The sequence below is a fragment of the Aureimonas sp. CAS genome, from assembly GCF_059838215.1.
The window spans coordinates 462,313-489,094 of the sequence record NZ_CM187563.1 but is presented as its reverse complement, the minus strand read 5'-3'; the positions used below and the strand labels follow the sequence as shown (position 1 = coordinate 489,094).

General features: G+C 69.0%; 21 protein-coding genes and 2 riboswitches. Of the genes, 11 read left to right on the top strand and 10 right to left on the bottom strand.

Features of this window, described 5'->3' with window-relative positions; genetic code table 11:
• Positions 1–11 precede the first annotated feature (11 nt).
• A riboswitch (TPP riboswitch) is annotated at positions 12–135 on the top strand.
• Positions 136–209: 74 nt separating this feature from the next.
• Together thiS and AC6R2M_RS02240 are read left to right on the top strand one after the other, a co-directional pair.
• Positions 210–449, top strand: coding sequence for a sulfur carrier protein ThiS (gene thiS / locus AC6R2M_RS02245; protein ID WP_500485084.1), 240 nt, complete (start codon positions 210–212; stop codon positions 447–449).
• A gap of 4 nt (positions 450–453) precedes the next feature.
• Complete coding sequence (locus tag AC6R2M_RS02240) at positions 454–1,242, top strand: thiazole synthase (RefSeq protein WP_500485082.1); 789 nt, start codon at positions 454–456, stop codon at positions 1,240–1,242.
• Positions 1,243–1,332: 90 nt separating this feature from the next.
• Here AC6R2M_RS02240 and AC6R2M_RS02235 read toward each other — a convergent pair whose 3' ends face one another.
• From AC6R2M_RS02235 to AC6R2M_RS02205, 7 genes are all read right to left on the bottom strand, one after another.
• The gene (locus AC6R2M_RS02235; RefSeq protein WP_500485080.1) at positions 1,333–2,223 is read right to left on the bottom strand and encodes a DMT family transporter; all 891 of its coding nucleotides are present in this window, start codon (positions 2,221–2,223) and stop codon (positions 1,333–1,335) included.
• Positions 2,224–2,504: 281 nt separating this feature from the next.
• Positions 2,505–2,804 carry a helix-turn-helix domain-containing protein gene (locus AC6R2M_RS02230; protein ID WP_500485078.1) on the bottom strand — a complete coding sequence of 100 codons (300 nt, stop codon included), beginning with the start codon at positions 2,802–2,804 and terminating at the stop codon, positions 2,505–2,507.
• A 112-nt stretch (positions 2,805–2,916) separates the two neighbouring features.
• Positions 2,917–3,264, bottom strand: a complete 348-nt coding sequence (locus tag AC6R2M_RS02225; RefSeq protein ID WP_500485076.1) for a hypothetical protein — start codon at positions 3,262–3,264, stop codon at positions 2,917–2,919.
• Positions 3,265–3,343: 79 nt separating this feature from the next.
• Positions 3,344–6,061 carry a malto-oligosyltrehalose synthase gene (gene treY / locus AC6R2M_RS02220; protein WP_500485074.1) on the bottom strand — a complete coding sequence of 906 codons (2,718 nt, stop codon included), beginning with the start codon at positions 6,059–6,061 and terminating at the stop codon, positions 3,344–3,346.
• On the bottom strand, positions 6,058–7,869 hold the full coding sequence (gene malQ, locus AC6R2M_RS02215) for a 4-alpha-glucanotransferase (protein ID WP_500485072.1): 1,812 nt from the start codon (positions 7,867–7,869) through the stop codon (positions 6,058–6,060). Before malQ ends, treY begins: the two co-directional genes overlap by 4 nt.
• Entirely contained in the window at positions 7,862–9,748 is a 1,887-nt protein-coding gene (gene treZ, locus AC6R2M_RS02210) for a malto-oligosyltrehalose trehalohydrolase (RefSeq protein WP_500485070.1), read from the bottom strand. Before treZ ends, malQ begins: the two co-directional genes overlap by 8 nt.
• 138 nt (positions 9,749–9,886) lie before the next feature.
• Positions 9,887–11,014, bottom strand: a complete 1,128-nt coding sequence (locus tag AC6R2M_RS02205) for a zinc-binding metallopeptidase family protein (RefSeq protein ID WP_500485068.1) — start codon at positions 11,012–11,014, stop codon at positions 9,887–9,889.
• 205 nt (positions 11,015–11,219) lie between these two features.
• Between AC6R2M_RS02205 and AC6R2M_RS02200 the strand changes: the two genes are divergently transcribed.
• Positions 11,220–14,582, top strand: a complete 3,363-nt coding sequence (locus AC6R2M_RS02200) for a transglutaminase family protein (RefSeq protein ID WP_500485066.1) — start codon at positions 11,220–11,222, stop codon at positions 14,580–14,582.
• 112 nt (positions 14,583–14,694) lie between these two features.
• On the opposite strand, the gene AC6R2M_RS02195 is transcribed toward AC6R2M_RS02200, so the two are convergent.
• From AC6R2M_RS02195 to tenA, 3 genes are all read right to left on the bottom strand, one after another.
• A complete protein-coding gene (locus AC6R2M_RS02195) occupies positions 14,695–15,060 on the bottom strand; it encodes a type II toxin-antitoxin system VapC family toxin (protein ID WP_500485064.1) in 366 nt (121 codons plus the stop codon).
• Positions 15,054–15,269, bottom strand: a complete 216-nt coding sequence (locus AC6R2M_RS02190) for a ribbon-helix-helix protein, CopG family (protein ID WP_500485062.1) — start codon at positions 15,267–15,269, stop codon at positions 15,054–15,056. The genes AC6R2M_RS02195 and AC6R2M_RS02190 overlap by 7 nt, the downstream gene beginning before the upstream one ends.
• Positions 15,270–15,358: 89 nt before the next feature.
• Positions 15,359–16,060 (bottom strand): thiaminase II, encoded by a 702-nt coding sequence (tenA, locus tag AC6R2M_RS02185; protein WP_500485060.1) that lies wholly within the window; start codon positions 16,058–16,060, stop codon positions 15,359–15,361.
• 43 nt (positions 16,061–16,103) lie between these two features.
• A riboswitch (TPP riboswitch) is annotated at positions 16,104–16,201 on the bottom strand.
• Positions 16,202–16,293: 92 nt separating this feature from the next.
• Between tenA and AC6R2M_RS02180 the strand changes: the two genes are divergently transcribed.
• From AC6R2M_RS02180 to AC6R2M_RS02145, 8 genes are all read left to right on the top strand, one after another.
• Positions 16,294–17,319, top strand: a complete 1,026-nt coding sequence (locus AC6R2M_RS02180; RefSeq protein ID WP_500485058.1) for a DUF1176 domain-containing protein — start codon at positions 16,294–16,296, stop codon at positions 17,317–17,319.
• A gap of 91 nt (positions 17,320–17,410) precedes the next feature.
• Positions 17,411–17,779 (top strand): hydroxyisourate hydrolase, encoded by a 369-nt coding sequence (gene uraH, locus AC6R2M_RS02175; RefSeq protein WP_500485056.1) that lies wholly within the window; start codon positions 17,411–17,413, stop codon positions 17,777–17,779.
• Positions 17,779–19,209, top strand: a complete 1,431-nt coding sequence (xdhA, locus tag AC6R2M_RS02170; protein WP_500485054.1) for a xanthine dehydrogenase small subunit — start codon at positions 17,779–17,781, stop codon at positions 19,207–19,209. Before uraH ends, xdhA begins: the two co-directional genes overlap by 1 nt.
• Positions 19,209–21,605, top strand: coding sequence for a xanthine dehydrogenase molybdopterin binding subunit (gene xdhB / locus AC6R2M_RS02165; protein WP_500487454.1), 2,397 nt, complete (start codon positions 19,209–19,211; stop codon positions 21,603–21,605). The genes xdhA and xdhB overlap by 1 nt, the downstream gene beginning before the upstream one ends.
• A 297-nt stretch (positions 21,606–21,902) precedes the next feature.
• Positions 21,903–23,435 carry an ABC transporter ATP-binding protein gene (locus AC6R2M_RS02160; RefSeq protein WP_500485052.1) on the top strand — a complete coding sequence of 511 codons (1,533 nt, stop codon included), beginning with the start codon at positions 21,903–21,905 and terminating at the stop codon, positions 23,433–23,435.
• Positions 23,425–24,501, top strand: coding sequence for an ABC transporter permease (locus AC6R2M_RS02155; protein ID WP_500485050.1), 1,077 nt, complete (start codon positions 23,425–23,427; stop codon positions 24,499–24,501). Before AC6R2M_RS02160 ends, AC6R2M_RS02155 begins: the two co-directional genes overlap by 11 nt.
• Entirely contained in the window at positions 24,498–25,424 is a 927-nt protein-coding gene (locus AC6R2M_RS02150; RefSeq protein WP_500485048.1) for an ABC transporter permease, read from the top strand. Before AC6R2M_RS02155 ends, AC6R2M_RS02150 begins: the two co-directional genes overlap by 4 nt.
• A 32-nt stretch (positions 25,425–25,456) precedes the next feature.
• Entirely contained in the window at positions 25,457–26,548 is a 1,092-nt protein-coding gene (locus tag AC6R2M_RS02145) for a BMP family ABC transporter substrate-binding protein (protein WP_500485046.1), read from the top strand.
• The last annotated feature ends 234 nt before the right edge of the window (positions 26,549–26,782 follow it).

The window sequence follows — 26,782 nt, the reverse complement described above, 5'->3', positions numbered from 1 at the left end:
CCTCACCTCTGAACCGACACCAGGGGTGCCCCATGCCGAGGGGCTGAGATGCCGCGGGGCCGGAAACGGCGGCGCGGGGACCCTTCGAACCTGATCCAGTTCATGCTGGCGGAGGGACGGTGACGAGGCCGACCGGATCGAACGAACCGAAACGCCGCCCTCCCCTTCCGCCGCAAGGGCTCGGATCGCGAACCGCGAAGGAGAGCCCCATGCCATCCGCATCCCAGCCCGTTCAGGCGAGAAGCGTCCCGACCGAAATCGTCGTGAACGGAACGGCGCAGAGCGTCCACGCCCATACGCTCGAAGCGCTCCTCAGCGAACTCGGCTTCGAAAGCCCCTTCATCGGCACCGCCGTCAATGGCGAGCTCGTGCGTCGGGCCGAGTGGGGCGGCCGCACGATCGAAGCCGGGGACCGGATCGAAATCCTGTCGCCCATGCAGGGGGGCTGAGGCCATGCTGACGCTCTACGGAACCGAACTCTCCTCGCGCCTTCTCCTCGGCACCGCGCGCTATCCCGGCCCGGACGTCCTCGAAGCCGCCCTCTCCGCTTCCGGCACGAGGGTCGTCACCCTGTCGGTGCGGCGCGACACCGCGAACGGGCGGGCCGGCGAAGCCCTGATGGCGATGATCGAACGGCTGGACCTCAGGATCCTTCCGAACACGGCCGGATGCTTCACCGTCGAGGACGCGGTCTCGACCGCGCAAATGTCGCGCGAGATCTTCGGCACGGACTGGATCAAGCTGGAGGTGATCGGGCGCGAGGACACGCTGCAGCCCGACGTCGTCGGCACGGTAGACGCCGCCCGCATTCTCGTCGCCGAGGGCTTCAAGGTCTTCCCCTATACGAGCGCGGACCTCGTCGTCGCCGAGCATCTGCTGCGAGCCGGCTGCGAACTCCTGATGCCGCTGTGCGCACCCATCGGCTCGGGCGCCGGCCTGCTCGACCCGGCGTCGCTGAGGGCGATGCGGACGGCCTTCCCGGAGGTGCCGCTGATCGTCGATGCTGGGATCGGGCGGCCGAGCCACGCGGCCGCCGTGATGGAGCTCGGCTACGATGCCGTGCTCCTCAACACGGCCGTCGCGGGGTCCGGCGATCCGGTCGCGATGGCGGGCGCGTTTAAGGCATCGGTGGAGGCCGGGCGGACCGCGTTCGAGGCGGGGATGATGACGCCCCGCGCCGGGGCGCAGGCCTCGACCCCGATGGAGGGCCGTGCCGTCTTCGCCCGGCAGGCCGCGGAATAGACGGAAGCATCGGCCCGAAGCCGTCTGATGGCTTCGGAAGGCCTGATGCGCAGAGAAAACAGGTCGGACCGGCCGAAGGCCGCTCCGACCTCAGGCGACGCGGTTGCCGCGAAGGCGCTTGAAGAGCGGGCGGCGCGGCGCCGTCCGTTCGGGCGCGAGCGTCAGCATGCCGAAGAAGCCGACCAGCGCCATGCCGGTGACGGCGAGCGGATCGGGGAACTCCCCGAACAGGACCGCGCCGAAGAGGCTCGCCCAGACGATCTGCGAATATTGCGTCGGCGCGATGCGGCTCGCGGGCGCCAATCGCGCACCCATCACCATGGCGAGATGGCCGATGCCCGCGCTGACGCCGCCGAAGAGGAGGATCGGCAGGAGGTCCAGGCTCGGAACGGTGAAGCTCGGGATCATTGCGGCGCCGTTGACGAGGGTCGCGAGGCCGAGGACCGAGCCGATCAGCGTCAGCCGGTTCTCGACCGGGCCGAGCGTGCGCAGGAGAATGACGTTGGTCGCGCCCGACAGCGCGCAGCCAAGGCCCGCCAGATGGCCGAACGAGACCTCCTGGAACCCCGGTCGCACGACGAGAAGCACGCCGATGAGCCCGCCGAACAAGGCAAGCCACCGGCCCATCGTGACGCTTTCGCGCAGGATCACCCGCGAGAGCAGCGCGGCGACGAGCGGCAGGAGAAAGATGAGCGCGTAGGCTTCGGCCAGCGGCAGCGTGGTGAAGGCGACGACCGCGCAGATGCCGCCGAAGGTGCCGCTGGCGGCCCGCAGCGCGACGAGGCCGGGCCGCTTCGGGCTGGCGATCGTGCGCCAGGAGACGTCCGAGCGCTTCGACAGGAGGCAGAGGACGAGCGCGATCAGGGAGATGGAGAAGCCGATCTGGAAGACCGACATCTGGTGCCCGAGCGCCTTGGCGGCGGCGTCCGAGCAGGCATAGGCGAGGTAGGCGAGGAACGCGAGAAGGATTCCGGTCTGCATGGCACCGACGACGAGGCTGGATGTGAAGAGGCCGGCTCGCGCGATCGGGCGATCGAGGTCCCGCGCAGGGAGCGGGACAGGGGTCGTTCAAAGGGCAGTGTCGGCTTGGCCGGGAGACTACCGGACCGGAGCTTAAAAAGCCTTAACCAAGGAAGGCTGAGCAAGCGGAAACGCGCCGCGAAGGGTCACGATTCTCGCACCGCCTGTGACGAAAGATGATCGACCGCCGCCATGCTTCGGCCCTCATCCTCCTCCGGCCTGGCTCAGTTCGTGCGACGGTCTCAGGAGGTCGCCCCTTTGGAACGGGGTTCGTCGCCGTCCATGTCGATCGAGCTGACAACTGCTTCCGGGTTGCGGTGGATCGTCCAGAGCAGCGTCATGGCCGCAAGCCCCGGCTCGGAACGCCCCTGCTCCCAGTTGCGCAGGGTCGCCTCGTCCAGTCCGAAGCGCACGGCGAAGGCACTTTGAGACAGGCCCGTGTTCTGTCGGACCAGACGCACGTCCAGGCGGTCAGGCGCATGTCGCCGCATCTGCACGCCCGCCTCGGCGAGTTCCGCCCGGAGGCGGGCAAGATCTTCCACTCGCGGCACCGTGACATAAGCGTCACCGTGATCCACGAGATCCGTCAGCGTCGAATGAGCGGCCCGAATGGAAAGGTGGCGACGGGCCAGCGCCCGAGCAGCCGTCGGACTGTCAAGGCGTACATTCGGGATCCGGCGCAGTGCGAGGCGGACGGCGGATCCTGTATCGACCGGGTCGGCGGCCCGGATTTGCACCCGAGGTCCGAATCGCGCCAACAACGACGATTTCGTCGACATCCAGCACCTCCGTTGCCCAGCGTGCGATGGTTCTCAGCCGCGACCAACCCCATTCGGTTGCGGGATCACCACCGATATGCAGCCCTCGCAACTCGACCACGCCATTCTCGAACATGATCTCCGCTATCAAGCCGAGCGTTCCGAGCGGTGTGACGATCGATACCGTGAAGATCGGATCGTCGCTCAGAGTCTCGTCGAGAACGAACGTGATGTCGTTGCGCACCGACCGCGATCTCGCTTACGCACTTTGCGTATAGAACGCTCCAAGCCTGGACCGTGTCAACAGCGGCAGAAGACGGGTCTCAGCCCCGGTCGAAGCTCATCAAAAGCGCGACCGGCAGGTTCTCCAGGAGATCGGCGAGCGCGACGCGGTTCCCCGCCTCGAACCAGCTGCCGGTGCCCAGAGCGTCGTCGAAGCGCCGGCCGACCAGTGCTTCGGGAAGGACGACGGCCGTGTCGCGCCAGTGCGACGCCAGTCCCGACGGCTCCTCGCGACCCTTCAGGAACGTGTGGACGAGGCGCGGCACGACGACCAGCGCCGCCCGGCCGGCTTCGTCGCGGCGCAGGAAGGCGACGACGTGTTCGGCGCGCTCGCCGGTGACCTCCAGCTTCTCGTAGACGCCCGTCGTAAAAAGCTCCGGCGCCTCGATCCGGGCTTTCAGGGCCGCGGCGGTCAGCTTGGCCTTTACCCGCGCGTCTCGCCACGCGGCCAGCGCCTCAGCCGGCGTCTGCCCGTCCGCCATCGCGCTCCGCCGCACATCGAAGTCGAACTTGCGGCGGTTGTCGGGATCGACCAGCGAGAGATCGTAGAACTCGGTGCCCTGATAGATGTCGGGGATGCCCGGCGCGGTCAGTTTCAGAAGGGTCTGGGAGAGCGAGTTGACGGCGCCCGAGACCACGAAAGGCTGGCAGTCTCGCCAGAAGCGGGCGAGCCAGTCGCCGGATTTCTCCGGGTCGAGCGCCGTCTCGACGAACCCTTTGACGCCGGCCTCGTAGGGCTCGTTGGGCGCCGTCCAAGTGGTGAAGCGCTTGGCCTCGCGCACCGCCTTTTCCATGAAGGCGGTCAGGCGGTCGCGAATGTCCGTCCGCGCCGTCGCGTCCTCGGGGTCGAAATCGGCCGGAAGGACGCCCAGCAGCGACTGGTAGAAGCCCCATTCGGTCGCCGGGTCGGGTGAAACGAGGCCGTCGCCGATCTCCACGCGGTAGGACGAGAGCGCCTCCGCCGCATCCGCCACGATCGCGGCCCATCCCTCCGGATCCTCCGAAAGGGCGTAGAGGCGCGCGCGAGAATCCTCGCCGCGCTTGGTGTCGTGCGTCGAAGTCGCCATCAGCCCGAGCGGCTGGTCCTTCGTGCGCACCTCCATCTCGTCGTGGAAGGCCTCGACATCCGACCCGTAATGGTCGGGCTCGCCGCCCACTTCATTGAGCGCGATCAGCCGGTTGTAGCGGTAGAAGGCGGTGTCCTCGACGGCCTTGGCCATCACCGCGCCCGTCGTCTGCTGGAAGCGGCGGGTGAAGTGGAGCGCGCCCGAAACGTCGCGGCCGTCCTCGAAGTCGAGCTTCAGGAGCCGGCCGACGAAGGCGACGGGCTCGTCGGCCTCCACCTCGCGCCCGGCCTGCGCGGCCTCCACCGCGTCGTCCACGATCTCGACGTCCTTGGAGGGCACGCCGTCGACGCCGACATAGGTGCGGTAGACCGGCAGCGCCATCGCGACCTCCACGATCGAGCGGCGGATGGCGTCGCGCCCGAGGTCGCGCGTGTCGAGGCCCCGCCCCGCGACCTGGAGCGCTAGATCGGTGAGAACCGAAAGCTCGCCCGCCAGATTGTGCTCCAGAATGTGCCGCTTCTGCTCGGCGATGGTCGCGCGCAGATCGTCCGGCCCGCCCAGGAAGTCCTCATAGGCCTGCGTCATCGCCTCTTCCTTCGAGGCATCGACATAGAGGCCGGACAGGGCCGTGATGAACTCGTAGCCGGTGGTGCCCTCGATCTTCCAGGACGAGCGCAGGCGCTCGGGTCCGGTCAGGATCTTCTCGACATGGATCATCGGCTCGGCGCCGACCGCCTGGAAGGCGGCACGCAGGTCGAGAAGATAGTTCTTGGGGTCGGCGACGCCGTCCACATGATCGATTCGGATGCCGTCGAGCCGGCCCTCCTCCGCGAGGCGCACCATCAGGCGGTGCGACTCGCGGAAGACGCGGCGCATCTCCTGTCGCACGCCGATGAGCTCGGCGATCTCGAAGAAGCGGCGGTAGGACAGCTTCTCGCGCGCCAGCCGCCACCAGGCGAGGCGCCAGTGCTGGTCCTCGTGCAGCGCGTGGAGCGCGTCGCGGTCGGCATTGATCGAGCCGAGCGCGCGATCCAGCGAGGCGCGAAAGCCCGTGTCGGAGAGACGCTCGGCGAAGCGCTCGGCGAGATCGTCCCGGTCGGCCGGATCGGCCGAGGCGAAGCGGCGCACCAGCCGGTCGCGGTTCTCGTCGTCGAGAAAGGCGAAGACTTTGGCGTAGGTCCGCGGATCGAGCGGCAGTGTGTAGCCGGAGGAGTCGAAGCGCAGCTCCCGCTTCTCCTCGTCGAAGACGACGGAGAGATCGCCGTCCTTCAACGCCTCTCCATAGGGTTTCCCGAGGATCGGGATCAGGATCTTCTCGGCTTCCCACGAGATGTCGAAGGTCTGGGCATAGCGGGACTCGCGGCCCCAGCGCAGGACGTCCTCCCACCACGCGTTCTTCGGCGAAACGCCCATGTGGTTCGGAACGAAGTCGATGACGAGCCCCAGACCTTCGGCGCGCAGGGCGTCGCTCAAGGCGCGGAAGCCGGCCTCGCCGCCCAGATCCTCCTCGAAGGAATTGTAGTCCGAAACGTCGTAGCCGTGCGTCGAGCCCTCGCTCGCCGGACCGATGGGCGAGGCGTAGAGATGGCTGACGCCGAGCGTCTTCAGATAGGGCACGATCTCGCGCGCCTTGGCGAAATCGGTGCCCTCGCGGAACTGCAGGCGATAGGTCGCGACGGGCTTCACGGTCATGTCGTAGGCTCCGGTCGCTCTTCGCGCAGGGCGCGGGCGATGCGTTGGAAGAGCGGATGGTCTGACAGATCCTCGAGCGCGACGGGCGTTCGCACGCGCCAGTTCGGATATTCGTCGGTGGTGCCCGGCAGGTTCGCCTGCCGCTCCGACCCGATCAGATCGTCGAGCTGGACGGCGAAGAGCGCGGACCTCGTGCGCGCGGCGAAGCGGTGGACCGCGATCGCGACATCCTCCGAATAGTCCTCGCCCGCATCCTCGGGCGAAAGACCCTGCGCCTTCAGCGCGCGGACCAGAGCGCTGCGGTCGCCGGCCCGTGCCCGTCGGTCGCGCTCGCCGGCCGCCTCGTCCTGCCGTCCGGTCGAGGCGCGCAAATCGATGTCGGCGCCGGTCCACCAGCCGGCCAGCGTCGCCAGATCGTGGGTGGAGATGCAGGCGAGCGAGAGTTCGGGATAGCGCTCGGGCGCGATGAAGCCGTCGTCGTCGCGCCGCTCGAAATAGAGAACGCGGTAGGAGAGGATGTTGGCCCGCTCCATGGCCGGGCGGAAGCCTTCGGGCACGGTGCCGAGATCCTCGCCGATCACGATCGTGCCGTTCTCGCGGCTGACCTCGGCCACCGTGTCCACCATGGCGCCGAGCGGCGTGCGGACATATCCGCCCGCGCGCTCCCCGTCCGCATCCGCGATCCACCAGAGCCGGGCGAGGCCCATGGCGTGGTCGATCCGCACGGCGCCCGCATGGTGCATCATCGAGCGGTAGGCCTGTCGCAGCGGCTCGTAGCCGCGCTCGGCCAGCACCTTCGGCGACAGCGGCGCGAGACCCCAGTCCTGCCCCTGGCTGTTGAACATGTCCGGCGGCGAGCCGACGCGCGCCTCGGCGACCGTCAGCTCCGGGTCGATCCAGGTTTCCGCCCCGTCCGGGGAGACGCCGACAGCGAAGTCGAGATACAGGCCGATCGCCATGCCGGCCGCTTTGGCGCGCACCTGCGCGTCTTCGAGCTGCCGGTCGGCGACGAACTGGAGCCACTGGTGGAAGCGGACGGCCCGCCCGTTCTCGCGGGCGAAGGCTTCGACCGCCAGCCCATGGCGGTCGTGCCATTCGGACGGCCAGCCGTGCCAGCCGGCCCCGCCCCCCTCCCCGACCATGCGCTCGGAGATCGCCTCGAACAGCGCGAAGTCGGCCAGGCTTTCGCCCCCTTCGGAGACGAAGGCCTCGAAGGCGGGATCCTCGGCGTCCGCCTCGAACAAGCCGCGCAGCAGGCGCCGCTTGAGTTCGCCCGCCCGGCCATAGTCGACGAGGTCGCCGTCGAGCCCTTCGAACAGGGTCGGCTCGCTCTCACGGAGCGCTTCGATCGCCTCCGCGCCGCCGTCGAGCCTGTCGATCGCGATGTAGAACGGGTTCAGGAAGCGCCGCGTGGAGGGCGAGTAGGGGCTGAACTTGCCCGGGTCGGCGAAGAACAGCGCGTGCAGCGGATTGACGCCGACGAAGGCCGCGCCGGCCCCGGCGCCGATCTCGGCCAGCTGCGCCAGATCCTCGAAGTCGCCGAGACCGAGCGAGCGCTCCGACCGCAGCGCGTAGAGCTGGCAGGCGATGCCCCAGCGCCGTCCGCCCTGCGGCGCGACGCAGGCGAGCTTCGCCTCGTGCTGGTGGTCGCCGAAGCGTCCCTCCTCGCCGCTTTCGGGATCGACGCCGAGGACACGCAGCAGCGTCTCCTTGGAATGGGTGTCGATCCGCGTCCGCTCGCCGAGTTCGGAGATGTATTCGCTCTGGATGCCGTGGCTTTCCGCCAGCCGGTCGAGGCGCTCAGGCATCCTCCGTCTCCTCGTCCTCTTCGAGGAAGACCTCGACCAGATGCTCGTCCGAAAGCAGGAAGGCGACCGACATGCCGGGCAGAACGCCCTTCGACAGTTCGTCCCGCGTGCCGCGATGGCTCTGGAAGACGAGTTCGGCGGTCTCGACGCCGCCGTTGAGAATCCCGTCCTCGATCTCCCAGGCCTCGTCGGAGAGATTGGCGAAGAGCGTGTAGACCCGGCCCTCGGCCAGTTCCCAGGACACGGCGAAGGCGAGCCCGTCGATCAGCGCGAAGCCGCAATCGCCCGGCGCATCCGCCAGCAGCGGCATCAGCTTCTCGCGGCGCGCCTCCAGAAGCTCCTGCGTCACCTGCAGGCGGCGGCGGTTCACCGGCCGGGGCAGGAGCTGCCAGTCGATCTTGGAGCTTTCGAAGGTCTGCGGATCGTTCGGGTCCGGGAACACCTCCTGCGCGCGCGGGTCCTCGAAGGCGGCGAAGTTCCTGAACTCCTCCTTGCGACCCTTGGAGACCGCCTGCCCCAGTTCGCCGTCGAAATCGGTGAAGAAGCAGAAGGAGTTGCAGTCGCCGAACTCGTCGCCCTGGAAGATCAGCGGAATCTGCGGGGACAGGAGAAGGATGGCGTGCAGGCAGTCGTGAAGGCGCGCCGAGGCGAGCGAGCGCAGTCGGTCGCCGAAGGCGCGGTTGCCGATCTGGTCGTGGTTCTGGATGAAGTTGACGAAGGCGGTCGGCGGCAGATGCGCCGAATCCTCGCCCACGATCTTGCCGCGATGCTCGGAATGCTCGCCCTGGTAGACGAAGCCGGTCGCGAGCGCCTTGGCCATCTGCTCGGCGCTGTCGGCCGCGTAGTCGGCGTAGTAGCCCTCCTGCTCGGCGGTCGCGATCGCATGGGCGGTGTGGTGGAAGTCGTCGTTCCACTCGCCGGAGACGAATTTCGGCGAGCCGTCCTCGTTGCGCTCCACCAGCCGGGTGATGTTGCGCTCGTCCTCTGAGGTGATGTGGACATGGCGGTCCGGGAAGCGCTCGCGCACGCGCCGCGCCAGTTCCTCCACCAGCGGTACGTCCGTCGTGTCCTTGATGGAGTCGATGGCGTCGAGCCGCAGTCCGTCGATGCGGTACTCCTCCAGCCAGTGCAGCGCGTTCTCGATCATGAAGTCGCGCACCGGCGGCTCGTCATAGGCGATCGCGGGGCCCCAGGGCGTGTTGATCTCGGCATGGAAAAAGTCCGGCAGGTAGGAGGGGATGTAGTTCCCGTCCGGGCCGAAGTGATTGTAGACGACGTCGAGGAAGACCATCAGGCCGCGCTCGTGCGCGGCGTCGACGAGGCGCTTCAGCCCGTCCGGCCCGCCATAGGCCTCGTGCGGGCAGTAGAGCAGAACGCCGTCATAGCCCCAGTTGCGACGGCCGCCCGTCTGCGCGACGGGCAGAAGCTCGATCGCCGTCAGGCCGGCGTCGCGGATGTGGTCGAGCTTGTCGATGACCGCGTCGAACGTTCCCTCCGGCGTGAAGGTGCCGGTGTGGAGCTCGTAGAACACCGTCTCGTGCCAGGGCCGGCCCTTCCAGTCGCCATGCTTCCACTCGAACGCCGATGGATCGACCAGCTTCGAGAGGCCGTGGACGTCGCCCATTTGCGCGCGGGCCGCCGGATCGGGCACAGCCGAGCCGTCGTCGACGCGAAAGCCGTAGCCTCCGCCGACCGGGACGAGGTCCGTCTCGACCTGCCACCAGCCGTGGTCGTCCTTCGACAGGTCGGGGCCGTCCTGCCCGCCGTCGAGGGCGAGGCGAACGGAGCGTGCGTGCGGCGCCCAGAGACGGAAGCGGTAGCGCCCCTCCGCCGTCCGGTTCGCGCCCCACGAGGTCTCGAACGCAAAGCGATTGGCCATGTCGATGTCCCTTTCGACGAGGGCTGCGGGAGGCATCTGCCGCGCTGCACCATCGGCATGTCTAGATAAAGGTCGCGTCCCGAACGGGAAGGAGCGGCGCGCGCGCCGCCCCCCTCTATTTGCGTTGGGGACGAACGGTCAGGCGGCGGTCGCCTGCTGGTCCTTGGCGAGATCTTCCGAGACGCCCTGCTTGGCGGCGTTCCCGACTCGTCCGTGGACGAGGTCGTGGATGAAGCCGAGCTTGCCGACCACCGCCGGGGAGAGGACGAAGGGGTAGAGGTCCGGTAGACCCATCGAGCGGTTCAGCGAGTTCAGCGCCGAGGACAGCGCCGTCCAGGCCTCGACGATCTGCTCGATCGTCGTCGCCTCGTCATAGACCTTGAAGTCGAGGTCGGTGGTCAGGATGCCCTCGCGGTCGAGGCGCGGCTGCAGCGTGATGCCCCAGGAACCGCCCGTCTCCAGGCTGTCGATGATGTGGAGATAGTGGGCCCAGGTCTCCGCGAAGTCCTCCCAGGCATGGGCACCGGCATAGGAGGAGACGAACTCGTTCTGCCAGTCGGGCTTCGGGCCGTTGGCGTAGTGGTTCTGCAGCGCCTGCCCGTAATCCTCCTCGTCATTGCCGAAGACCGCGCGGCATTCGGCGAGGGCGCCACCGTCGCGCACCAGAAGGTCCCAGTACCAATGGCCGATCTCGTGCCGGAAATGGCCGAGCAGCGTGCGGTAGGGCTCGCCCATCGCCGTGCGGCGCTTCTCGCGCTCGGCATCGTCGGCCTCGGCCAGAGCGATGGTGATGTGGCCGCGGTCGTGGCCCGTCATCACCTTCTGCCCGTCGCCCAGATCCTCCAGGAAGTCAAAGGACAGGCCTTCCTCGTGCTCGGCGCGCGTCATCAAGGGCAGCTTGAGGCGCAGGATCGTGTAGAGCAGCCGCTGCTTGGCGAACTCGATCTTCTGCCACAGCGCGACGTTCTCGGGATCGGTCAGGTCCGGAACGGTCTTGTTGAAGCGCGAGGCGAGCGACAGCGTCTCGGGGCTGTCGGCCGCCAGCAGCCAGTTGCAGACGCCGTACTGGTAGTTCTCGCAGTACTTCCACCGCTCGCCGTTCGCCCCCTTGCCCACGGCGACCCAGAAGCCCGTTTCGGCGTCGGGCTCGAGAGACAGCATGCGGTTCGACAGCGGTTCGTAGCCGAGCGCGTGGCCGCAGCGCTCGCAGAGCGTGTTGGTGAAATAGACGACCTGGTCGCAGGAGGGGCAGGAAAACAGCTTCATGGAAGGGTTCCAGCGGGGTGCGGCCGGAGATGGCCGGTGTGGCCCTAGAAGCTGCCGGGGAGGCACGCGGTTCCGGACGGGCGGACGCGGGGACGAAAATATTAACATCGTCTTCGCTGCACTGCGGGACCTTCCCCGCGACCCGCACCCTAGCTAGTCTCCGACGCGACCCTTCGCGCCGCCAGACAAGGTTCCCCCGCCGCCCATGTCCATTCTCGCGAGCCTCAGCCACGTCACCCATTACCGCTACGATCGGCCGGTGGTTCTCGGGCCGCAGATCGTGCGGCTGCGCCCGGCGCCCCATTCGCGCACGCGGGTCCCCTCCTACGCCCTGAAGATCGAGCCCGCGAACCACTTCATCAACTGGCAGCAGGACCCCTTCGGCAACTGGCTGGCCCGCCTCGTCTTCCCCGAACCGACCACCGAGTTCCGGATCGAGGTCGATCTTCTCGCGGACATGACCGTCTACAATCCCTTCGACTTCTTCGTCGAAGAGGACGCCGAGCGCTGGCCCTTCGAGTACGAGACGCTCTTGAAGGGCGATCTCGCCGCCTATCTCGGCACCGAGCCCGCCGGCCCGCGCCTGCAGACCTATCTCGAAAGACTCGACCGGTCGCAGGACCGGACGGTGGACTTCCTCGTCGGGCTGAACCGCCAGCTCTCCCAGGACATCGCCTACACGATCCGCATGGAGGTGGGCGTGCAGACGCCGGAGGAGACGCTGGAGAAGGCGTCCGGCTCCTGCCGCGACACCTCCTGGCTGCTCGTCCAGATCCTTCGGCATCTGGGCTTCGCCGCACGCTTCGTCTCCGGCTATCTGATCCAGCTCAAGCCCGACCGCGTCTCGCTCGACGGGCCGGCGGGCACGGACCACGACTTCACCGATCTGCATGCCTGGGCCGAGGTCTACCTGCCGGGCGCGGGCTGGATCGGGCTCGATCCGACCTCCGGCCTGATGACGGGCGAGAGCCACGTGCCGCTCGCCGCCACGCCCCACTACCGCTCGGCCGCACCCATCGCCGGGGTCGCGAGCTTCGCCGAGGTCGACTTCTCCTTCGACATGAAGGTGACGCGCATCGCCGAGCGGCCGCGCGTCTCCAAGCCCTTCTCCGACGAGAGCTGGGACGCCCTGAACGCGCTCGGCGGCGCCGTCGATGCCGAGCTGGAGGCGAACGACGTCCGCCTGACCATGGGCGGCGAGCCGACCTTCGTCTCCATCGACGACTTCCAGTCGGGCGAGTGGAACTCGGACGCGACGGGACCGCGAAAGGCCGGCATCGCCGACGAGCTGACGCGGCGCCTGAAGGAGCGCTTCGCGCCCGGCGGCTTCCTGCACCACGGGCAGGGCAAATGGTATCCCGGCGAGACCCTGCCGCGCTGGACCTACTCGATCTACTGGCGGCGCGACGGCCAGCCGATCTGGCGCAACCCGGACCTGTTCGCCCGCGAGGAGAAGGGCTCTGCGCCGTCGATCGACGCGGCCGAGGATCTGATCCGCTCCGTCGCCGTCCGTCTCGGCGTCGATCCGGACAACGCCCAGCCCGCCTTCGAGGACCCCGCCTACTGGCTGGCCCGCGAGGCTCAGCTGCCGGAGAACGTGGACCCGACCGATTCCAAGCTCGCCGACGCCGAGGAGCGCGCCCGCCTCGCCAAGGCCTTCGACCGGGGACTCGGCCAGCCGACCTCCATGGTCCTGCCGGTGCAGGAGTGGCAGGCGGGCGCCGTGCGCTTCCGCTCGGAGCGCTGGAAGACGCGGCGCGGGCACTTGTTCCTCGTGCCGGGCGATTCGGCCGCGGGCTACCGCCTGCCGCTCACCTCGCTCCCGCATCTGACCGAGGCCGAATATCCCTTCGTCCACCCGGCCGACCCGATGCAGGATTTCGGCCCGTTGCCCGCGCGCGACGCCTTCGGCTCGCGGTCTCCGGCGCCGGCACCCGCAGAGCCGTCGCCGGCCGATCCCGGCCGCGAGCAGATGTCGATCGACAAGGCGAACCCGCAGTCCTGGCAGGCGCCCGAGGCCGTCGCGACCGAGATCGTCGGCCATGTCCGCACCGCGCTCGCCATCGAGCCGCGCGACGGCATGCTGTGCGCCTTCATGCCGCCCGTGGAGACCTTCGAGGCCTATCTGGAGCTTCTGGCCGCGATCGAGGACGTGGCGGAGGCCAAGGGCCTGAAGGTGCGCATCGAAGGTTACGCGCCGCCCTTCGACCCGCGCGTCGAGGTGATCCGTGTCGCCCCCGATCCCGGCGTCATAGAGGTGAACGTCCACCCGGCCGCGTCCTGGGCGGACGCCGTCGCCATCACGACGGGCGTCTACGAGGAGGCGCGGCTCTCTCGGCTCGGCACGGACAAGTTCCTGATCGACGGCCGCCACGCCGGCACCGGCGGCGGCAACCATGTCGTCGTCGGCGGACGCACGCCGGCCGACTCGCCCTTCCTGCGGCGGCCGGACCTGTTGAAGTCCTTCGTCCTCCACTGGCAGCGCCACCCGTCCCTCTCCTACCTCTTCTCCGGGCTCTTCATCGGCCCGACGAGCCAGGCCCCGCGCGTGGACGAGGCGAGGCACGACCAGCTCTACGAGCTGGAGATCGCCATGAGCCACGTGCCGAAGCCCGGCGAGGGCGAGGCGCCGCCGCCCTGGCTGGTGGACCGGCTGTTCCGCAACCTCCTCGTGGACGTCACCGGCAACACGCACCGCTCCGAGATCTGCATCGACAAGCTCTATTCGCCGGACGGGCCGACCGGGCGGCTGGGGCTCGTCGAGTTCCGCGGCTTCGAGATGCCGCCGGACGCCAAGATGAGTCTGGCGCAGCAGCTTCTGATCCGGGCGCTCGTCGCCAAGTTCTGGAAGGAGCCGCAGGACGGGCTCTTCGCGCGCTGGGGCACCCAGCTCGCCGACCGCTTCATGCTGCCCGAATTCGTCTGGGCCGACTTCCTCCAGGTGCTGGGGGAGCTGGAGCGCTCCGGCTATCCGATGCGCCCCGAATGGTTCGAGGCGCAGTGGGAGTTCCGCTTCCCCTTCTGCGGCAAGATCGAACGCGAGGGCGTCTCGCTGGAGCTGCGCCAGGCGCTGGAGCCCTGGCACGTGATGGGCGAGACGGGGGCGATCGGCGGCACGGTGCGCTTCGTCGATTCCTCGGTGGAGCGCCTGCAGGTGAAGCTCTCGGGCTACGATCCCTCGCGCCACGCGGTCCTGTGCAACGGCCGGCCCGTGCCGCTGACGGCGGCGGGAACACCGGGCGAAGCGGTGGGCGGCGTGCGCTTCAAGGCGTGGCAGCCGGCTTCGGGCCTGCACCCGACGATCCCGGTCCATGCGCCGCTGACCTTCGATCTCTTCGACCGCTGGTCGGGCCGCTCGCTCGGCGGCTGCACCTATCACGTCGCCCATCCGGGCGGGCGCAACTACGACACCTTCCCCGTGAACGCGAACGAGGCGGAGGCCCGCCGCCTCGCCCGCTTCGAGCCGATCGGCCACACGGGCGGGACGTTCGAGCCCGTGCCCGAGCGTCCCGATCCGTCCTTCCCGACCACGCTGGACCTGCGCCGCCCGGCGCGGCTGGCGGTGTAGAGCGCCGTGCGTCCGATTGGACGCACAAAGGTCGCTCGATCTCTTTGAATCTGTGCATCAGGCTTTCCGAAGATCGATTCCGTCGTTCGGGCCGATGCTCCAGAGACCGGGATCAGATCCGGTAGGGCTCCCGTATCCCCGGATCGTCGGCGGGAAAATCGCGGACGTTCCGGGTGACGAGCAGGCGCCGCCCGATCTGGGCAGTGGCCCAGATCACCGCATCGGGCAATCTGATGCGGTGATCGCGCCGAAGTTCGACAGATCGGGCGGCGATCTCGTCGTCCAAGCCGATGATTTCGAACGCCCGAAGGAACGAGCGGGTCGGTTCGACGAGGTGCGGTTTGGCGCCCACCATCACCTCGATCCAGGTCACGATGCTGATCGCACGGCTGTCGTAGAGCGCGATCTCCTCGCGCGCCTCGGGCACGGCGTTCAGATGGTCGATAAGGATGTTGGTATCGAAGAGCGCGGCTACCACTCGCCGCGCACCTTTTCCTGGTAGGTCAGACCGTCCGGGCCGTCCCCACCCCAAAGGCCGAAGGCATCGACGAGCTCGTCTTGCCGATGACGGGCGAGATAATCGTCGATCGCCGCGCGGATGAGGGACGCGCGCGACCGGCGCTGCTCTCGGGCAAGCGCGTCGAGCGCTTCGACCTGCGTATCGCTCATGTCGACGAGGGCGCGCATGCGAATCCTCCGATGATATGCATTCAATATATCATCGGAGGAGACTTGAGCCAATCGACGGGCGCGTACGCGAAGCGGCGCCGAAACTCCTACGGTCTCAGCCCCATGGACCAGAAGTCCTGCTCCAGCCGGCAGGCCTGCGCGAACCCTTCCACGAGAGACGGCCAGCGCGGCGAAGCTTCGAAATCGGCGCCGATCGTGCGTCGGGCCACCTTCTCGAAGAGCCCGGCGGAGCGGCGCACGGCGCCCTGATAATCCTCGCCCGAATAGACCGATATCCACTCGCCATAGGTTCCGTCCGTCCCGTGCGCGGCCTTCAGGCGCGGGCCGATCTCGCCATAGCCGAAGAGGCAGGGCGCAAGGGCCACGAGGAGGTCCAGGGCGTCGCCCGCCAGCCCTCGGTCGATGACGTAGCGCGTATAGGCGACGTTCTCGGGCCGCTCGCGGGTCGAAAGGATCGTCGCCTCGTCCAACCCTTCGCGGGCGCAGGTCTCCAGATGCAGCGTCATCTCGTTGCCGATGAGGTCGTGCACGGTCGCCGCGCACATCCGCATCTCCTCGACATCCGCGCATTTGAAGGCGAGGAGCGACCAGGCGCGGGCGAAGTGGACGAGGAAGATGTAGTCCTGCTTCAAATAGTGCAGGAAGGCCGCGCGCGGCAGCGAGCCGTCCCCGAGCCTCTCGGTGAACTCATGCCCGACATAGGCCATCCAGTCCTGCCCGGCCCCACGGCGGAGGGCGGCGAAGAGCGGGGATCCGAAATCGTCCGGTGCGTTCGCGGGATGGGTCATTCTCAGCTCCTTCGATGGACGAAGAAAGCCGCGACCGGAGCTCACGCCGGGCCTCGCAACTCCCTCCGCCGGCATGATCCGGTTCAGGTTCCAAGGGTGCTTCTCAGCCCGCGATGTTCGCGGACGCCCCCGTCGCGCGAGCATTGTGGAAGCGTTCGGCCTCGGCGTCCACCCCGCTTGCGCCACCTTCCGCGCACTGGCACCAATCGGCGCCGCACCGTCCGGAGGTCTCCATGCGCCGCTTTCTCGCCGCCCTGCCCCTTCTCGCCGCCCTACCCGCCGCGGCCGCTGAGACCGGAACGCTCCAGACCTTCGGGGACTGGGTGGTCGGCTGCGACAATTCCAGGGCCTGCACCGCCCTCGGCCTTTCGCCCCAGGTCGCGGCTGCGTTCGCCTATCTGAAAGTGACGCGGGAGGCCGGCGCCGAATCCGGTCCGCTCGTCTCGGTCACCATCCTAGACGAACTTCAGGCAGGCGGTCCGATCGGCCTCTCGCTGGAGGGCGGAACGCTTCCGGTCGAGACGCTGGAGCCGGAGGAGGACGGCGGAAGCTTCGCCTCGGCGGCGCTCGGACCCGTCGATCACATTGCCTTCCTGAACGCGCTTCTGCCCGGCGAGACGCTCGACGTCTCGATCGGGGACGAGACGGTTCCGGTGTCGCTGAAGGGCATGAGCGCGGCGCTGCGCTACATGGACGCCGCGCAGGAGCGGGCGGGCGCGTCCGGCGCGCTCGTCGCGCGCGGCGAACGGCCCGCCGATACGATCCCGGGCCCCTCGCCTCTTCCCACCGTGACCGCACTGGCGCTGACCGCGATCGACGTGCCGGCCGAGCGCCCCGAGGGATTGCCGGAGCGCGACGAGTTCTGTCCCGAAGGCGGCGAGGACACCGTCTTCGAGGCGCAGGACGGGACCCTCCTCTGGGGCGTCTGCACCTCGGCCGGCGCCTACAATCTCTTCGAGGACTTCTCGATCGTGACGGACGGCGTCGCCCGCCCCGCCGATCTCGGCGCGCGCGGCACCGGCATCGACCCGGACGCCGAGACGGGCTCGACACTCGTCAATGCCGGGCTGACCGAGGACGGCCGCACCATCCAGGCCTTCTTCCGGGGCCGGGGGCTTGGCGATTGCGGTACGGTCACCTCCTGGGTCTTCGACGGTGAGGACCTCGCCCTCGTCGAGGAGGCCATGATGGGCGAATGCCGGGGCGTGATGCCGGACGACTGGCCGGTCCTCTACCGGGCCGAGATCGAGGCGCAATAGAGGCTGGAAAGCTTCCAGGCCGCTGGACGGAGGCAGGGTCGCGGGTGCAAACTCCGGCCTTTGGGTAAACGGCAACGGAATCATCGCGCCGATGGCTGAGACGAATGCGGGCGGCAGGCTGACGACCCATGTGCTGGACACCGCGACCGGGCGGCCCGCCTCCGGGCTGACCGTCGAGCTGTTCCGGCTCGACGGCGGACGGCGCACGAGCATCGCGACGGCCGTCACCAACACGGACGGACGCTGCGACGCCCCGCTTCTGGCGGGAGAGGATTTCGCCACGGGGACCTACGAGCTCGTCTTCTCGGCCGGCGCCTATCTCGACCGGTCGGGCATGGACCTGCCGGAGCCGAAGTTCCTCGACGAGGTGGTGATCCGCTTCGGCATGGCCGAGGCCCGCCACTACCACGTGCCGCTCCTGCTCTCGCCCTTCGGCTACTCGACCTACCGGGGCAGCTGATGGCACCGATCCGCTTCATCCTCAACGGCGAGGAACGCTCCGTCGAGGGACCGCATCCGACGACGACGGTTCTGAACCATCTGCGCGGCCACGAGCGGCTGACCGGCACCAAGGAAGGCTGCGCGGAGGGCGATTGCGGCGCCTGCACCGTGGTCCTGTCCGAGCCCGACGGCGCGGGCGGCCTCGCCCGGCGCGCGGTCAACTCCTGCATCCTGTTCCTGCCCGCCCTGCACGGCCGCTCGGTGGAGACGGTGGAGGGCTTGAGCGGCGACCATCCCGTGCAGCGCGCCATGGTGGATCTGCACGCCAGCCAGTGCGGCTTCTGCACGCCGGGCTTCGTCATGCAGCTCTATTCGGCGTGGCTCGGCGAGGGGCTGGAGAGCCGGCAGGCGGTGAAGGACACGATCGCCGGCAATCTCTGCCGCTGCACCGGCTACGGTCCGATCGTCGAGGCCGGACTTGAGGCGGCGCGCGCGCCGCGCGAGGACCACACGGCGGCGGACGCGGCACTGGCGTCGCGGCTGGCACGCCTGCGGCAGGACGAGGTGTTCGACTATTCCGGCGGAGGCGGGCGCTGGTTCTCCCCCACCCATGTGGACGATCTCGCCGACCTCTATGCCGAGCTTCCCGACGCTCGGCTGGTGGCGGGCGCGACCGATGTCGGGCTCTGGGTCACCAAGCAGCATCGCGATCTGCCGCTCCTGATCGACGTCAGCCGTGTCGCCGACCTCGCCCATATCGAGGAAGGCCCGAGCGCGCTCTATTTCGGTGCGGCCGTCACCCATTCGAAGGCCGCGCGGCGCCTCGCGGAAATCCATCCCGATCTCGGCGAACTGATGCGGCGCTTCGCCGGCCATCAGGTCCGCAACGCGGGCACGGTCGGCGGCAACATCGCCAACGGCTCGCCGATCGGCGACCTGCCGCCGGCCCTGATCGCGCTCGGCGCGACGCTGCATCTGCGCCAGGGCGAGGAGACGCGGCAGCTTCCGCTGGAGACCTTCTTTCTCGAATACGGCCGGCAGGACCGGCGGCCGGGCGAGTTCGTCGTCGCGATCGAGGTGCCGCTGCTCGCGGAGAACGAGCGCTTCCACGCCTCGAAGATCTCCAAGCGGATGGACTCCGACATCTCCGCCGTCATGGCGGCCTTCAAGCTGTCCTTCGACGGCCCGGTCGTTGCGCAGGCGCGCCTCGCCTTCGGCGGCATGGCCGGAACGCCGAAGCGCGCGAGCGCGGCGGAGGCGGCCCTCGTCGGGCGCCCCTTCGACGCTTCGGCGGTCGAGGCGGCGGGCCGGGCGCTCGCCTCCGACTTCGAGCCCTTGAGCGACATGCGGGCGAGCCGCGACTACCGGCTGCAGGCCGCGCGCAACTGCCTGGAGCGCTTCCGCCTTTCGGTCGACGGCGTGCCGACGCGCATCAGCGAGGTCGCGTGATGGAGGAGACCCGCATCCAGGATCGCGGCGAAGCCGGCACCGTCGATCCGACGCGCCTTCACGAGGAGGCGCCGCGCCATCCGCGCGCCATTCGCGGCGGCGTCGGCACGGGCCTGAAGCACGACAGCGGCGCCAAGCACGTCTCCGGCGAGGCGCGCTACACCGACGACGAGCCCGAGCTGCCGGGCACGCTGCAGATCTACATCGCCATGTCGCCGGTGGCGCATGGGAAGCTCGTCTCGCTCAGCCTCGACGCGGTTCGCGCCGCTCCGGGCGTCGCGCTGGTGCTGACCGCCGCCGACATTCTGGGCAAGAACGACTACTCGCCCGTCTTCGGCGACGATCCGATCTTCGCCGAACGCCACGTCTTCTTCCGCGGCCAGCCGCTTTTCGCCGTCGCGGCGCCTTCCCTCGCGCAGGCGCGAGCGGCCGCCAAGCTGGCGACGATCGAGATCGAGGCCGAGACGCCCGCGATCACGATCGACGACGCCGTGGCTCTGGCCGAGCGCGAGGGAGACCTTCTGCCGCCGCACGAGATGCGGCTCGGCGACGCCGCGAGCGCGCTCGCGAACGCGCCGCACCGCCTGTCCGGCGTGGTGGAGACGGGCGGACAGGACCATTTCTACCTGGAAGGGCAGATCGCGAGCGCCGTGCCGCTGGAGGACGGCGACGTCCTCGTGCGCTCCTCCACGCAGCACCCGTCCGAGGTCCAGCACAACGTCGCCAAGGCGCTCGGCGTCCCGGACCACGCGGTGACGGTCGAGGTGCGGCGCATGGGCGGCGGCTTCGGCGGCAAGGAATCCCAGCCCGCGCTTTTCGCCGCGGTCGCGGCCCTCGTCGCCGTGAAGACCGGCCGGCCGGCCAAATGCCGGCTCGACCGCGACGACGACATGGAGATGACGGGCAAGCGCCACGAGATGCGCACGTCCTACGAGATCGGCCATGACGAACGAGGCCGGGTCCTCGCCGCCGACTTCCGCCACCTCGTGCGCTGCGGCTATTCCAAGGACCTGTCGGGGGCCATCGCCGACAGGGCGATGTTCCACGCCGACAATGCCTACGCGCTTCCCGCCGCCCGCATCCATTCGCGGCGGCTGAAGACCCACACGGCCTCCAACACCGCCTTTCGCGGCTTCGGCGGGCCGCAGGGCATGGTCGCCATCGAACGCGCCATGGACGAGATCGCCCACCGCACCGGCCTCGACCCGCTCGACGTTCGCAAGCGCAACTTCTACCCGGCGATGGGCTCGGGCGTGGAGGCGAAGACGCCCTATCACATGGCGGTCGCCGACTGCGTGATCGGCGAGATTGTGGAGGAGCTGGAAGCCTCGTCGGACTATCGCGCGCGGCGCGAGAGCGTGCGCGCCTTCAACCGGACGAGCCCGATCCTCAAGAAGGGTCTGGCGCTGACGCCGGTGAAGTTCGGCATCTCCTTCACCACGACGCATCTGAATCAGGCCGGCGCGCTCGTCCACGTCTACAAGGACGGGTCGGTGGCGCTCAACCATGGCGGCACGGAGATGGGCCAGGGGCTCTTCACCAAGGTCGCGCAGGTCGTGGCCGAGGAGTTCCAGATCGACGTCGGGCGCGTGCGCATCACCGCCACGACCACGGGCAAGGTGCCGAACACCTCCGCCACCGCCGCCTCGTCCGGCTCGGATCTGAACGGCATGGCGGCGCGCAACGCCGCCCGCATCATCAAGGACCGGCTGATCGACTACGCCGTCTCGCGCTACGGCGTCCCGGCCGAGGACGTGGAATTCCTGCCCGGCCGCGTGCGGATCGGCCGCCACGAGCTGTCCTTCGCGGACCTCGTCGGCGAGGCCTATCTGGCGCGCGTCTCGCTCTCCTCGACCGGCTTCTACGCCACGCCGGGCATCGCCTACGACCGCGAGACGGCGCGGGGAACGCCCTTCTACTACTTCGCCTATGGCGCGGCCTGCGCCGAGGTCGTGATCGACACGTTGACCGGCGAGAACCGGGTCCTGCGCGCCGACGTCCTCCACGATGTCGGGCGCTCGCTGAACCCGGCGATCGATCTCGGTCAGATCGAGGGCGGCTTCATCCAGGGCGTCGGCTGGCTGACGACCGAGGAGCTGCGCTGGGACCAGTCCGGGCGGCTCTCTACCCACGCGCCCTCGACCTACAAGATTCCGACCGCCAACGACCGGCCGGACGATCTGCGAATCGCGCTCTGGGACAAGGGCCGCAACCCTTCGGCGACGATCTACCGCTCCAAGGCGGTGGGCGAGCCGCCCTTCATGTTGGCGCTCTCGGTGTTCTCGGCGCTGGCCGATGCCGTTCTCGCGGCAGGCGACTATCGCGCCTTCCCGGCACTCGACGCGCCGGCGACGCCGGAGCGGATTCTGGCCGCGGTGCAGACCGTGCGGGGGTGAGACGACCGCTCGCGGCGCCGAAGCTTCGCCTTCTCCCCTGCGGGGAGAAGGTCCCGGCAGGGGGATGAGGGGCACGCGGCGCTTGCCGATGATCAACCGTCCGCCCCGCTGCGCGGCCCCCCTCATCCGGCCCTTCGGGCCACCTTCTCCCCGCTGGGGAGAAGAATGGCGCCTCAGCGACAAACGTCGGCGCGAACCCTTTGGAAAAGCTCTGCACAGTCTTTGCGCCTGCGCGGAGCCGGTGCAATATGGCCGCGCGGACCTGCAGGGGTGGCCCGCGCAACATACCGGGGGTCCATGACGCCACGTCTTGAGCTGGAGGGGATTTCGAAGCGCTATCCGGGCGTCACGGCGAACGATTCCATCTCCTTCCAGGTCGCGCCGGGCGCGATTCACGCGCTCCTCGGCGAAAACGGCGCCGGCAAGTCCACCCTCGTGAAGATCATCTACGGCGTTCAGTCGGCCGACGAAGGCGCGATGCGCTTCGACGGGAAGCCCGTGACCATCGCCTCGCCGCGCGAGGCGCGCCGGCTCGGCCTTGCCATGGTGTTCCAGCACTTCTGCCTGTTCGAGGCGATGACGGTGCTGGAGAACGTCGCGCTCGGCATGGACGAGCCGCCGCCCCGGCGCGAGCTGGAGGGCCAGGTCCGCGAGGTGCTGAAGCGCTACAATCTGAAGCTCGACCCGCACCGCTTCGTCCACACGCTTTCGGTCGGCGAGCGCCAGCGCATCGAGATCGTTCGCGCGCTTCTGGTGAAGCCGAAGCTCCTCATCATGGACGAGCCGACCTCGGTGCTGACGCCGCAGGAGGTGGAGGAGCTCTTCGCGGTGCTGCGCCAGCTGCGGGACGAAGGCTGCTCGATCCTCTACATCTCGCACAAGCTCGACGAGATCAAAGCGCTCTGCTCCACCGCCACGATCCTGCGCGGCGGCAAGGTGGTGGCGACCTGCGATCCGGCGGCCGAGACCGCGCGTTCCATGGCCGAGACGATGATCGGCGGCGATCTGAAGGACGTGCAGCGGCGCGGCTGGCGCTCCTTCGGCGAGCCGCGCTTCACCGTCTCCGCCCTCTCCGCGCCTGGCGAGCCGCCCTTCGGCACGACGTTGAAGGACATCGCCCTTTCGGTGCGCGCCGGCGAAATCCTCGGCATCGCGGGCGTTGCCGGCAACGGGCAGTCGGAGCTCTTCGAGGTGCTGTCGGGCGAGCGCACCGACGGCGTCTCCGGTTCCATCTCCATCGAGGGCACGGACGCGTCCCGGCTCGGCGTCTCGGCGCGGCGGCGGCTCGGCCTCGCCAGCGTGCCCGAGGAGCGCAACGGCCACGCCGCCGTGCCCGCCATGTCGCTGACCGAGAACGCCATCCTTTCCGCCCGTGCGCGAAAGGGTCTCGCCTCGCGCGGTCTCCTGAAGCTCGGCGCCGCGAAGGCCTTCGCCGGCTCGGTCATCGCCGCCTTCTCGGTCAAGGCGCGCGGACCGGCGTCGGTCGCCTCCTCGCTCTCCGGCGGTAATCTGCAGAAGTTCATCATGGGGCGCGAAATCGGACAGGACCCGGCCGTCCTTCTTGTCTCGCAGCCGACCTGGGGCGTCGATGCGGGCGCCGCCTCTTCCATCCGTCAGGCGCTGGCGGATCTCGCCGAAAAGGGCGCGGCGATCCTCCTCGTCAGCCAGGACCTCGACGAATTGCTCCAGATTTCGGACCGGATCGCCGTCATCAATGGCGGGCGCCTGTCCAAGGCGATGGAGGTCGCGGAGGTCTCGATCGACGAGCTCGGCCTCCTGATGGGCGGCGTCCACGGCACCGACGCGGAGGCGCCCCGCCATGTCGCTTAAGTTCGTCCCGCGGCTGGAGCCCAGCCGCGCCATGCTGCTCCTGTCGCCCGTCCTGGCGGTGGTGGCGACGCTCGTCGTCGGCGCCCTGGTCTTCACGGCGCTCGGCTATGACGGGATCGGCGCGGCCCGCGCGATCTTCTTCACTCCGCTGACGAGCCTGTGGCGCTGGTACGACCTTCTGGTGAAGGCCGCGCCGCTCGCCATCATCGCCATCGGCCTGTCCATCGGCTTCCGCGCCAATGTCTGGAACATCGGGGCGGAGGGGCAGTACGTCATCGGCGCGCTCGCCGGCACCGGCATCGCCCTCGCCACGCTGCAGATGCAGGGGCCGTGGATCCTGCCGGCGATGATCGTCTGCGGCGTCCTCGGCGGCATGGCCTATGCGGCGATCCCCGCCTTCCTGCGGGTGAAGCTCGGCGTCTCGGAGATCCTGTCGTCGCTGATGCTGAACTACGTCGCGATCCAGTTCCTCTACTACATGGTGCGCGGCCCCTGGCGGAATCCGATGGGCTTCGGCTTCCCGCAGACGGCGATGTTCTCGCTCGACCAGACGCTGCCGCGCCTGACCGGCACAGTCCTTCATCTCGGCATCCCCGTGGCTCTGGCGCTGGCGATCACCGTCTGGTTCGTGATGGTGCGCACCATCGCCGGCTTCCAGGTGCGGCTGATGGGCCTGTCGCCGCAGGCGGCGCGCTACGGCGGCTTTCGCGAGAACCGCATCGTCTTCGCCTGCCTTCTGGCCGGCGGCGCCTTCGCCGGGCTCGCCGGCATTCTGGAGGCCGCCGGCCCCTTCGGGCAGATGGTGCCGACCTTCCCGACGGGCTACGGCTTCACCGCCATCATCGTCGCCTTCCTCGGGCGGCTCCACCCGATCGGCATCGTCGCGGCCTCTCTGGTGCTGGCGCTCACCTATGTCGGCGGCGAGAGCGCCCAGACGACGATCGGCCTGCCGGCGGCCGCCATCGGCGTCTTCCAGGCAATGCTGCTCTTCTTCCTCCTCGCCTCCGACATCTTCATCCGCTACCGCCTGACCTTCTCCGGCGCGCGCAAGGGAGCGACCTCTTGAGCCCCGAATTCGCGGTCGCGCTGATCGTCGCCGTCGTCATGTCGGCGACGCCCATCCTCATCGCCGCGCTCGGCGAACTGGTGGTGGAGAAGTCCGGCGTCCTCAATCTCGGCGTCGAGGGCATGATGCTGATCGGCGCGGTCACGGGCTTCATCGCCGCGACCGCCACCGGATCGCCCGCGCTCGGCGTTCTCGCCGCGCTGCTCGCCGGCGCGGCCGTCTCCATGGTCTTCGCGGTGCTGACCCTGACGCTGACGGCCAATCAGGTCGCGACGGGGCTGGCGCTGACGATCTTCGGAACCGGCGTCTCGGCGCTGCTCGGCGCCTCCTTCGTCGGCCGCACGACCGCGACCTTCGGTTCGGTCTTTCCGACATCGCTCAGCGCCGACCCGATCTGGCGCGTCCTCTTCGGCTATTCGCCGCTGGTCTATTTCTCGCTCTTCATGGTCTTCGCCGTCTGGTGGTTCCTGAAGCATTCGAGGGCCGGGCTGATCCTGCGCGCGGTCGGCGAGAACGACGTCTCCGCCCATTCGATCGGCTATCCCGTGCTGTTCGTGCGCTACATGGCCGTCCTCTTCGGCGGCGCCATGGCCGGTCTCGGCGGGTCGTTCTTCTCGCTGGTGCTGACCCCGATGTGGGCGGAGCGCCTGACCTCGGGCCGGGGCTGGATCGCCATCGCCCTCGTCGTCTTCGCGGCTTGGCGGCCGGGCCGGCTGCTGCTCGGCGCCTATCTCTTCGGCGCGGTCATCACGCTGGAATTGCAGGCCAAGGCCGCCGGCTGGTCGGGTCTGGCGCCCGAGTTCCTGACCGCCCTTCCCTATCTCGCGACGATCCTCGTCCTGGCGCTGATCTCGGCGCGCAAGGTCTCGGCGCGCAACGCCGCACCCGCCTGTCTCGGCCGGCCGTTCCGCGCCACCGCCTGACCCTTCCCCTCGTCCCCCAAGGAGCCTCGCCCATGACCCATCTCACCCGCCGCATGCTGATGGCCGGCGCCGCCGCGCTGATCGCGATCGCCCAGCCCGCGCTCGCGCAGGACGCGCCCGCCGAGGGCGCGAGCGATCCCGTTCGCGTCGCCTTCATCTATGTCGGCCCGATCGGCGATTTCGGCTGGTCCTACGCCCACGACCAGGGCCGCCTCTATCTGGAGGAGCAGCTCGGCGACGCGGTGGAGACGACCTTTGTCGAGAGCGTCGCGGAAGGCCCGGACGCCGAGCGCGTGCTGCGCCAGCTCGCCCAGGACGGCAACGACATCATCTTCGCCACCTCCTTCGGCTTCATGGAGCCGACGCTGCGCGTGGCGCGCGAGTTCCCGGACGTGAAGTTCGAGCACGCGACCGGCTACCAGACGGCCGAGAACATGGCCGCCTACAACGCGCGCTTCTATCAGGGCCGCGCGGTGCTCGGCACGATCGCCGGCATGATGTCGGAGACCGGCAAGGCCGGCTACGTGGCCTCCTTCCCGATCCCGGAAGTGGTGATGGGCATCAACGCCTTCACGCTGGCGGCGCGCAAGGTGAACCCGGATTTCGAGACGCAGGTCGTCTGGGTGAACTCCTGGTACGATCCGGCCCGCGAGGCGCAGGCCGCGAACGCCCTCTTCGACCAGGGCGCGGACGTCATCACGCAGCACACCGACAGCCCGGGCCCGCTGCAGGCGGCCGAGGAGCGGGGCGGCATCGCCTTCGGCCAGGCCTGGGACATGGAGGAGTTCGCGCCGAACGCCCACATGACCTCGATCGTCGACCGCTGGGGCCCGTACTACGTCCAGCGCGTCCAGGCCGTGATCGACGGCACCTGGGAGACCTCGAACGTCTGGCTCGGAATGGCCGAGGGCGAGGTCGAGATGGGCCCCTTCAACGACCGCATGCCGGAGGAGGTCCAGGCGGCCGCGCAGGAGATCATCGACCAGACCAAGGCCGGCGAGTACGAGATCTTCACCGGCCCGATCAACGACCAGTCCGGCGAGGAGCGCGTCGCCGAGGGCGAGGTGATCCCCGATTCCGAGCTTCTGTCGATGGAGTGGTACGTCGAGGGCGTGCGCAACTAGACAGTTCGCGCTGGCGGCCGCCTAGGGCGGGTCTCCTACGCTTCCGGTCCTCGTGGACATCCAGTCCATTCCGGTCCGGGTCTCGGATCCCCGCCCTATCCGACTCGCCATCCCGAACCTCAACGCCCGCGGATGGGCGCCATTCCTCTCCCGCTTGCGGGAGAGGGTGGCCCGAAGGGCCGGGTGAGGGCTTCTTGGGGCGCGATCCCTGGCCGGAAGGCGTTGGCGGGCGCA

Coding starts and splice junctions, on each gene's coding strand:
- AC6R2M_RS02145 (WP_500485046.1), top strand. CDS start 25,457: ATGACCCATCTCACCCGCCGCATGCTGATGGCCGGCGCCGCCGCGCTG.
- tenA (WP_500485060.1), bottom strand. CDS start 16,060: ATGACCCATCCCGCGAACGCACCGGACGATTTCGGATCCCCGCTCTTC.
- treY (WP_500485074.1), bottom strand. CDS start 6,061: ATGACCGTGAAGCCCGTCGCGACCTATCGCCTGCAGTTCCGCGAGGGC.
- AC6R2M_RS02180 (WP_500485058.1), top strand. CDS start 16,294: ATGCGCCGCTTTCTCGCCGCCCTGCCCCTTCTCGCCGCCCTACCCGCC.
- AC6R2M_RS02240 (WP_500485082.1), top strand. CDS start 454: ATGCTGACGCTCTACGGAACCGAACTCTCCTCGCGCCTTCTCCTCGGC.
- thiS (WP_500485084.1), top strand. CDS start 210: ATGCCATCCGCATCCCAGCCCGTTCAGGCGAGAAGCGTCCCGACCGAA.
- uraH (WP_500485056.1), top strand. CDS start 17,411: ATGGCTGAGACGAATGCGGGCGGCAGGCTGACGACCCATGTGCTGGAC.
- xdhB (WP_500487454.1), top strand. CDS start 19,209: ATGGAGGAGACCCGCATCCAGGATCGCGGCGAAGCCGGCACCGTCGAT.
- AC6R2M_RS02160 (WP_500485052.1), top strand. CDS start 21,903: ATGACGCCACGTCTTGAGCTGGAGGGGATTTCGAAGCGCTATCCGGGC.
- xdhA (WP_500485054.1), top strand. CDS start 17,779: ATGGCACCGATCCGCTTCATCCTCAACGGCGAGGAACGCTCCGTCGAG.
- AC6R2M_RS02200 (WP_500485066.1), top strand. CDS start 11,220: ATGTCCATTCTCGCGAGCCTCAGCCACGTCACCCATTACCGCTACGAT.
- AC6R2M_RS02190 (WP_500485062.1), bottom strand. CDS start 15,269: ATGCGCGCCCTCGTCGACATGAGCGATACGCAGGTCGAAGCGCTCGAC.
- treZ (WP_500485070.1), bottom strand. CDS start 9,748: ATGGCCAATCGCTTTGCGTTCGAGACCTCGTGGGGCGCGAACCGGACG.
- AC6R2M_RS02235 (WP_500485080.1), bottom strand. CDS start 2,223: ATGCAGACCGGAATCCTTCTCGCGTTCCTCGCCTACCTCGCCTATGCC.
- malQ (WP_500485072.1), bottom strand. CDS start 7,869: ATGCCTGAGCGCCTCGACCGGCTGGCGGAAAGCCACGGCATCCAGAGC.
- AC6R2M_RS02155 (WP_500485050.1), top strand. CDS start 23,425: ATGTCGCTTAAGTTCGTCCCGCGGCTGGAGCCCAGCCGCGCCATGCTG.
- AC6R2M_RS02205 (WP_500485068.1), bottom strand. CDS start 11,014: ATGAAGCTGTTTTCCTGCCCCTCCTGCGACCAGGTCGTCTATTTCACC.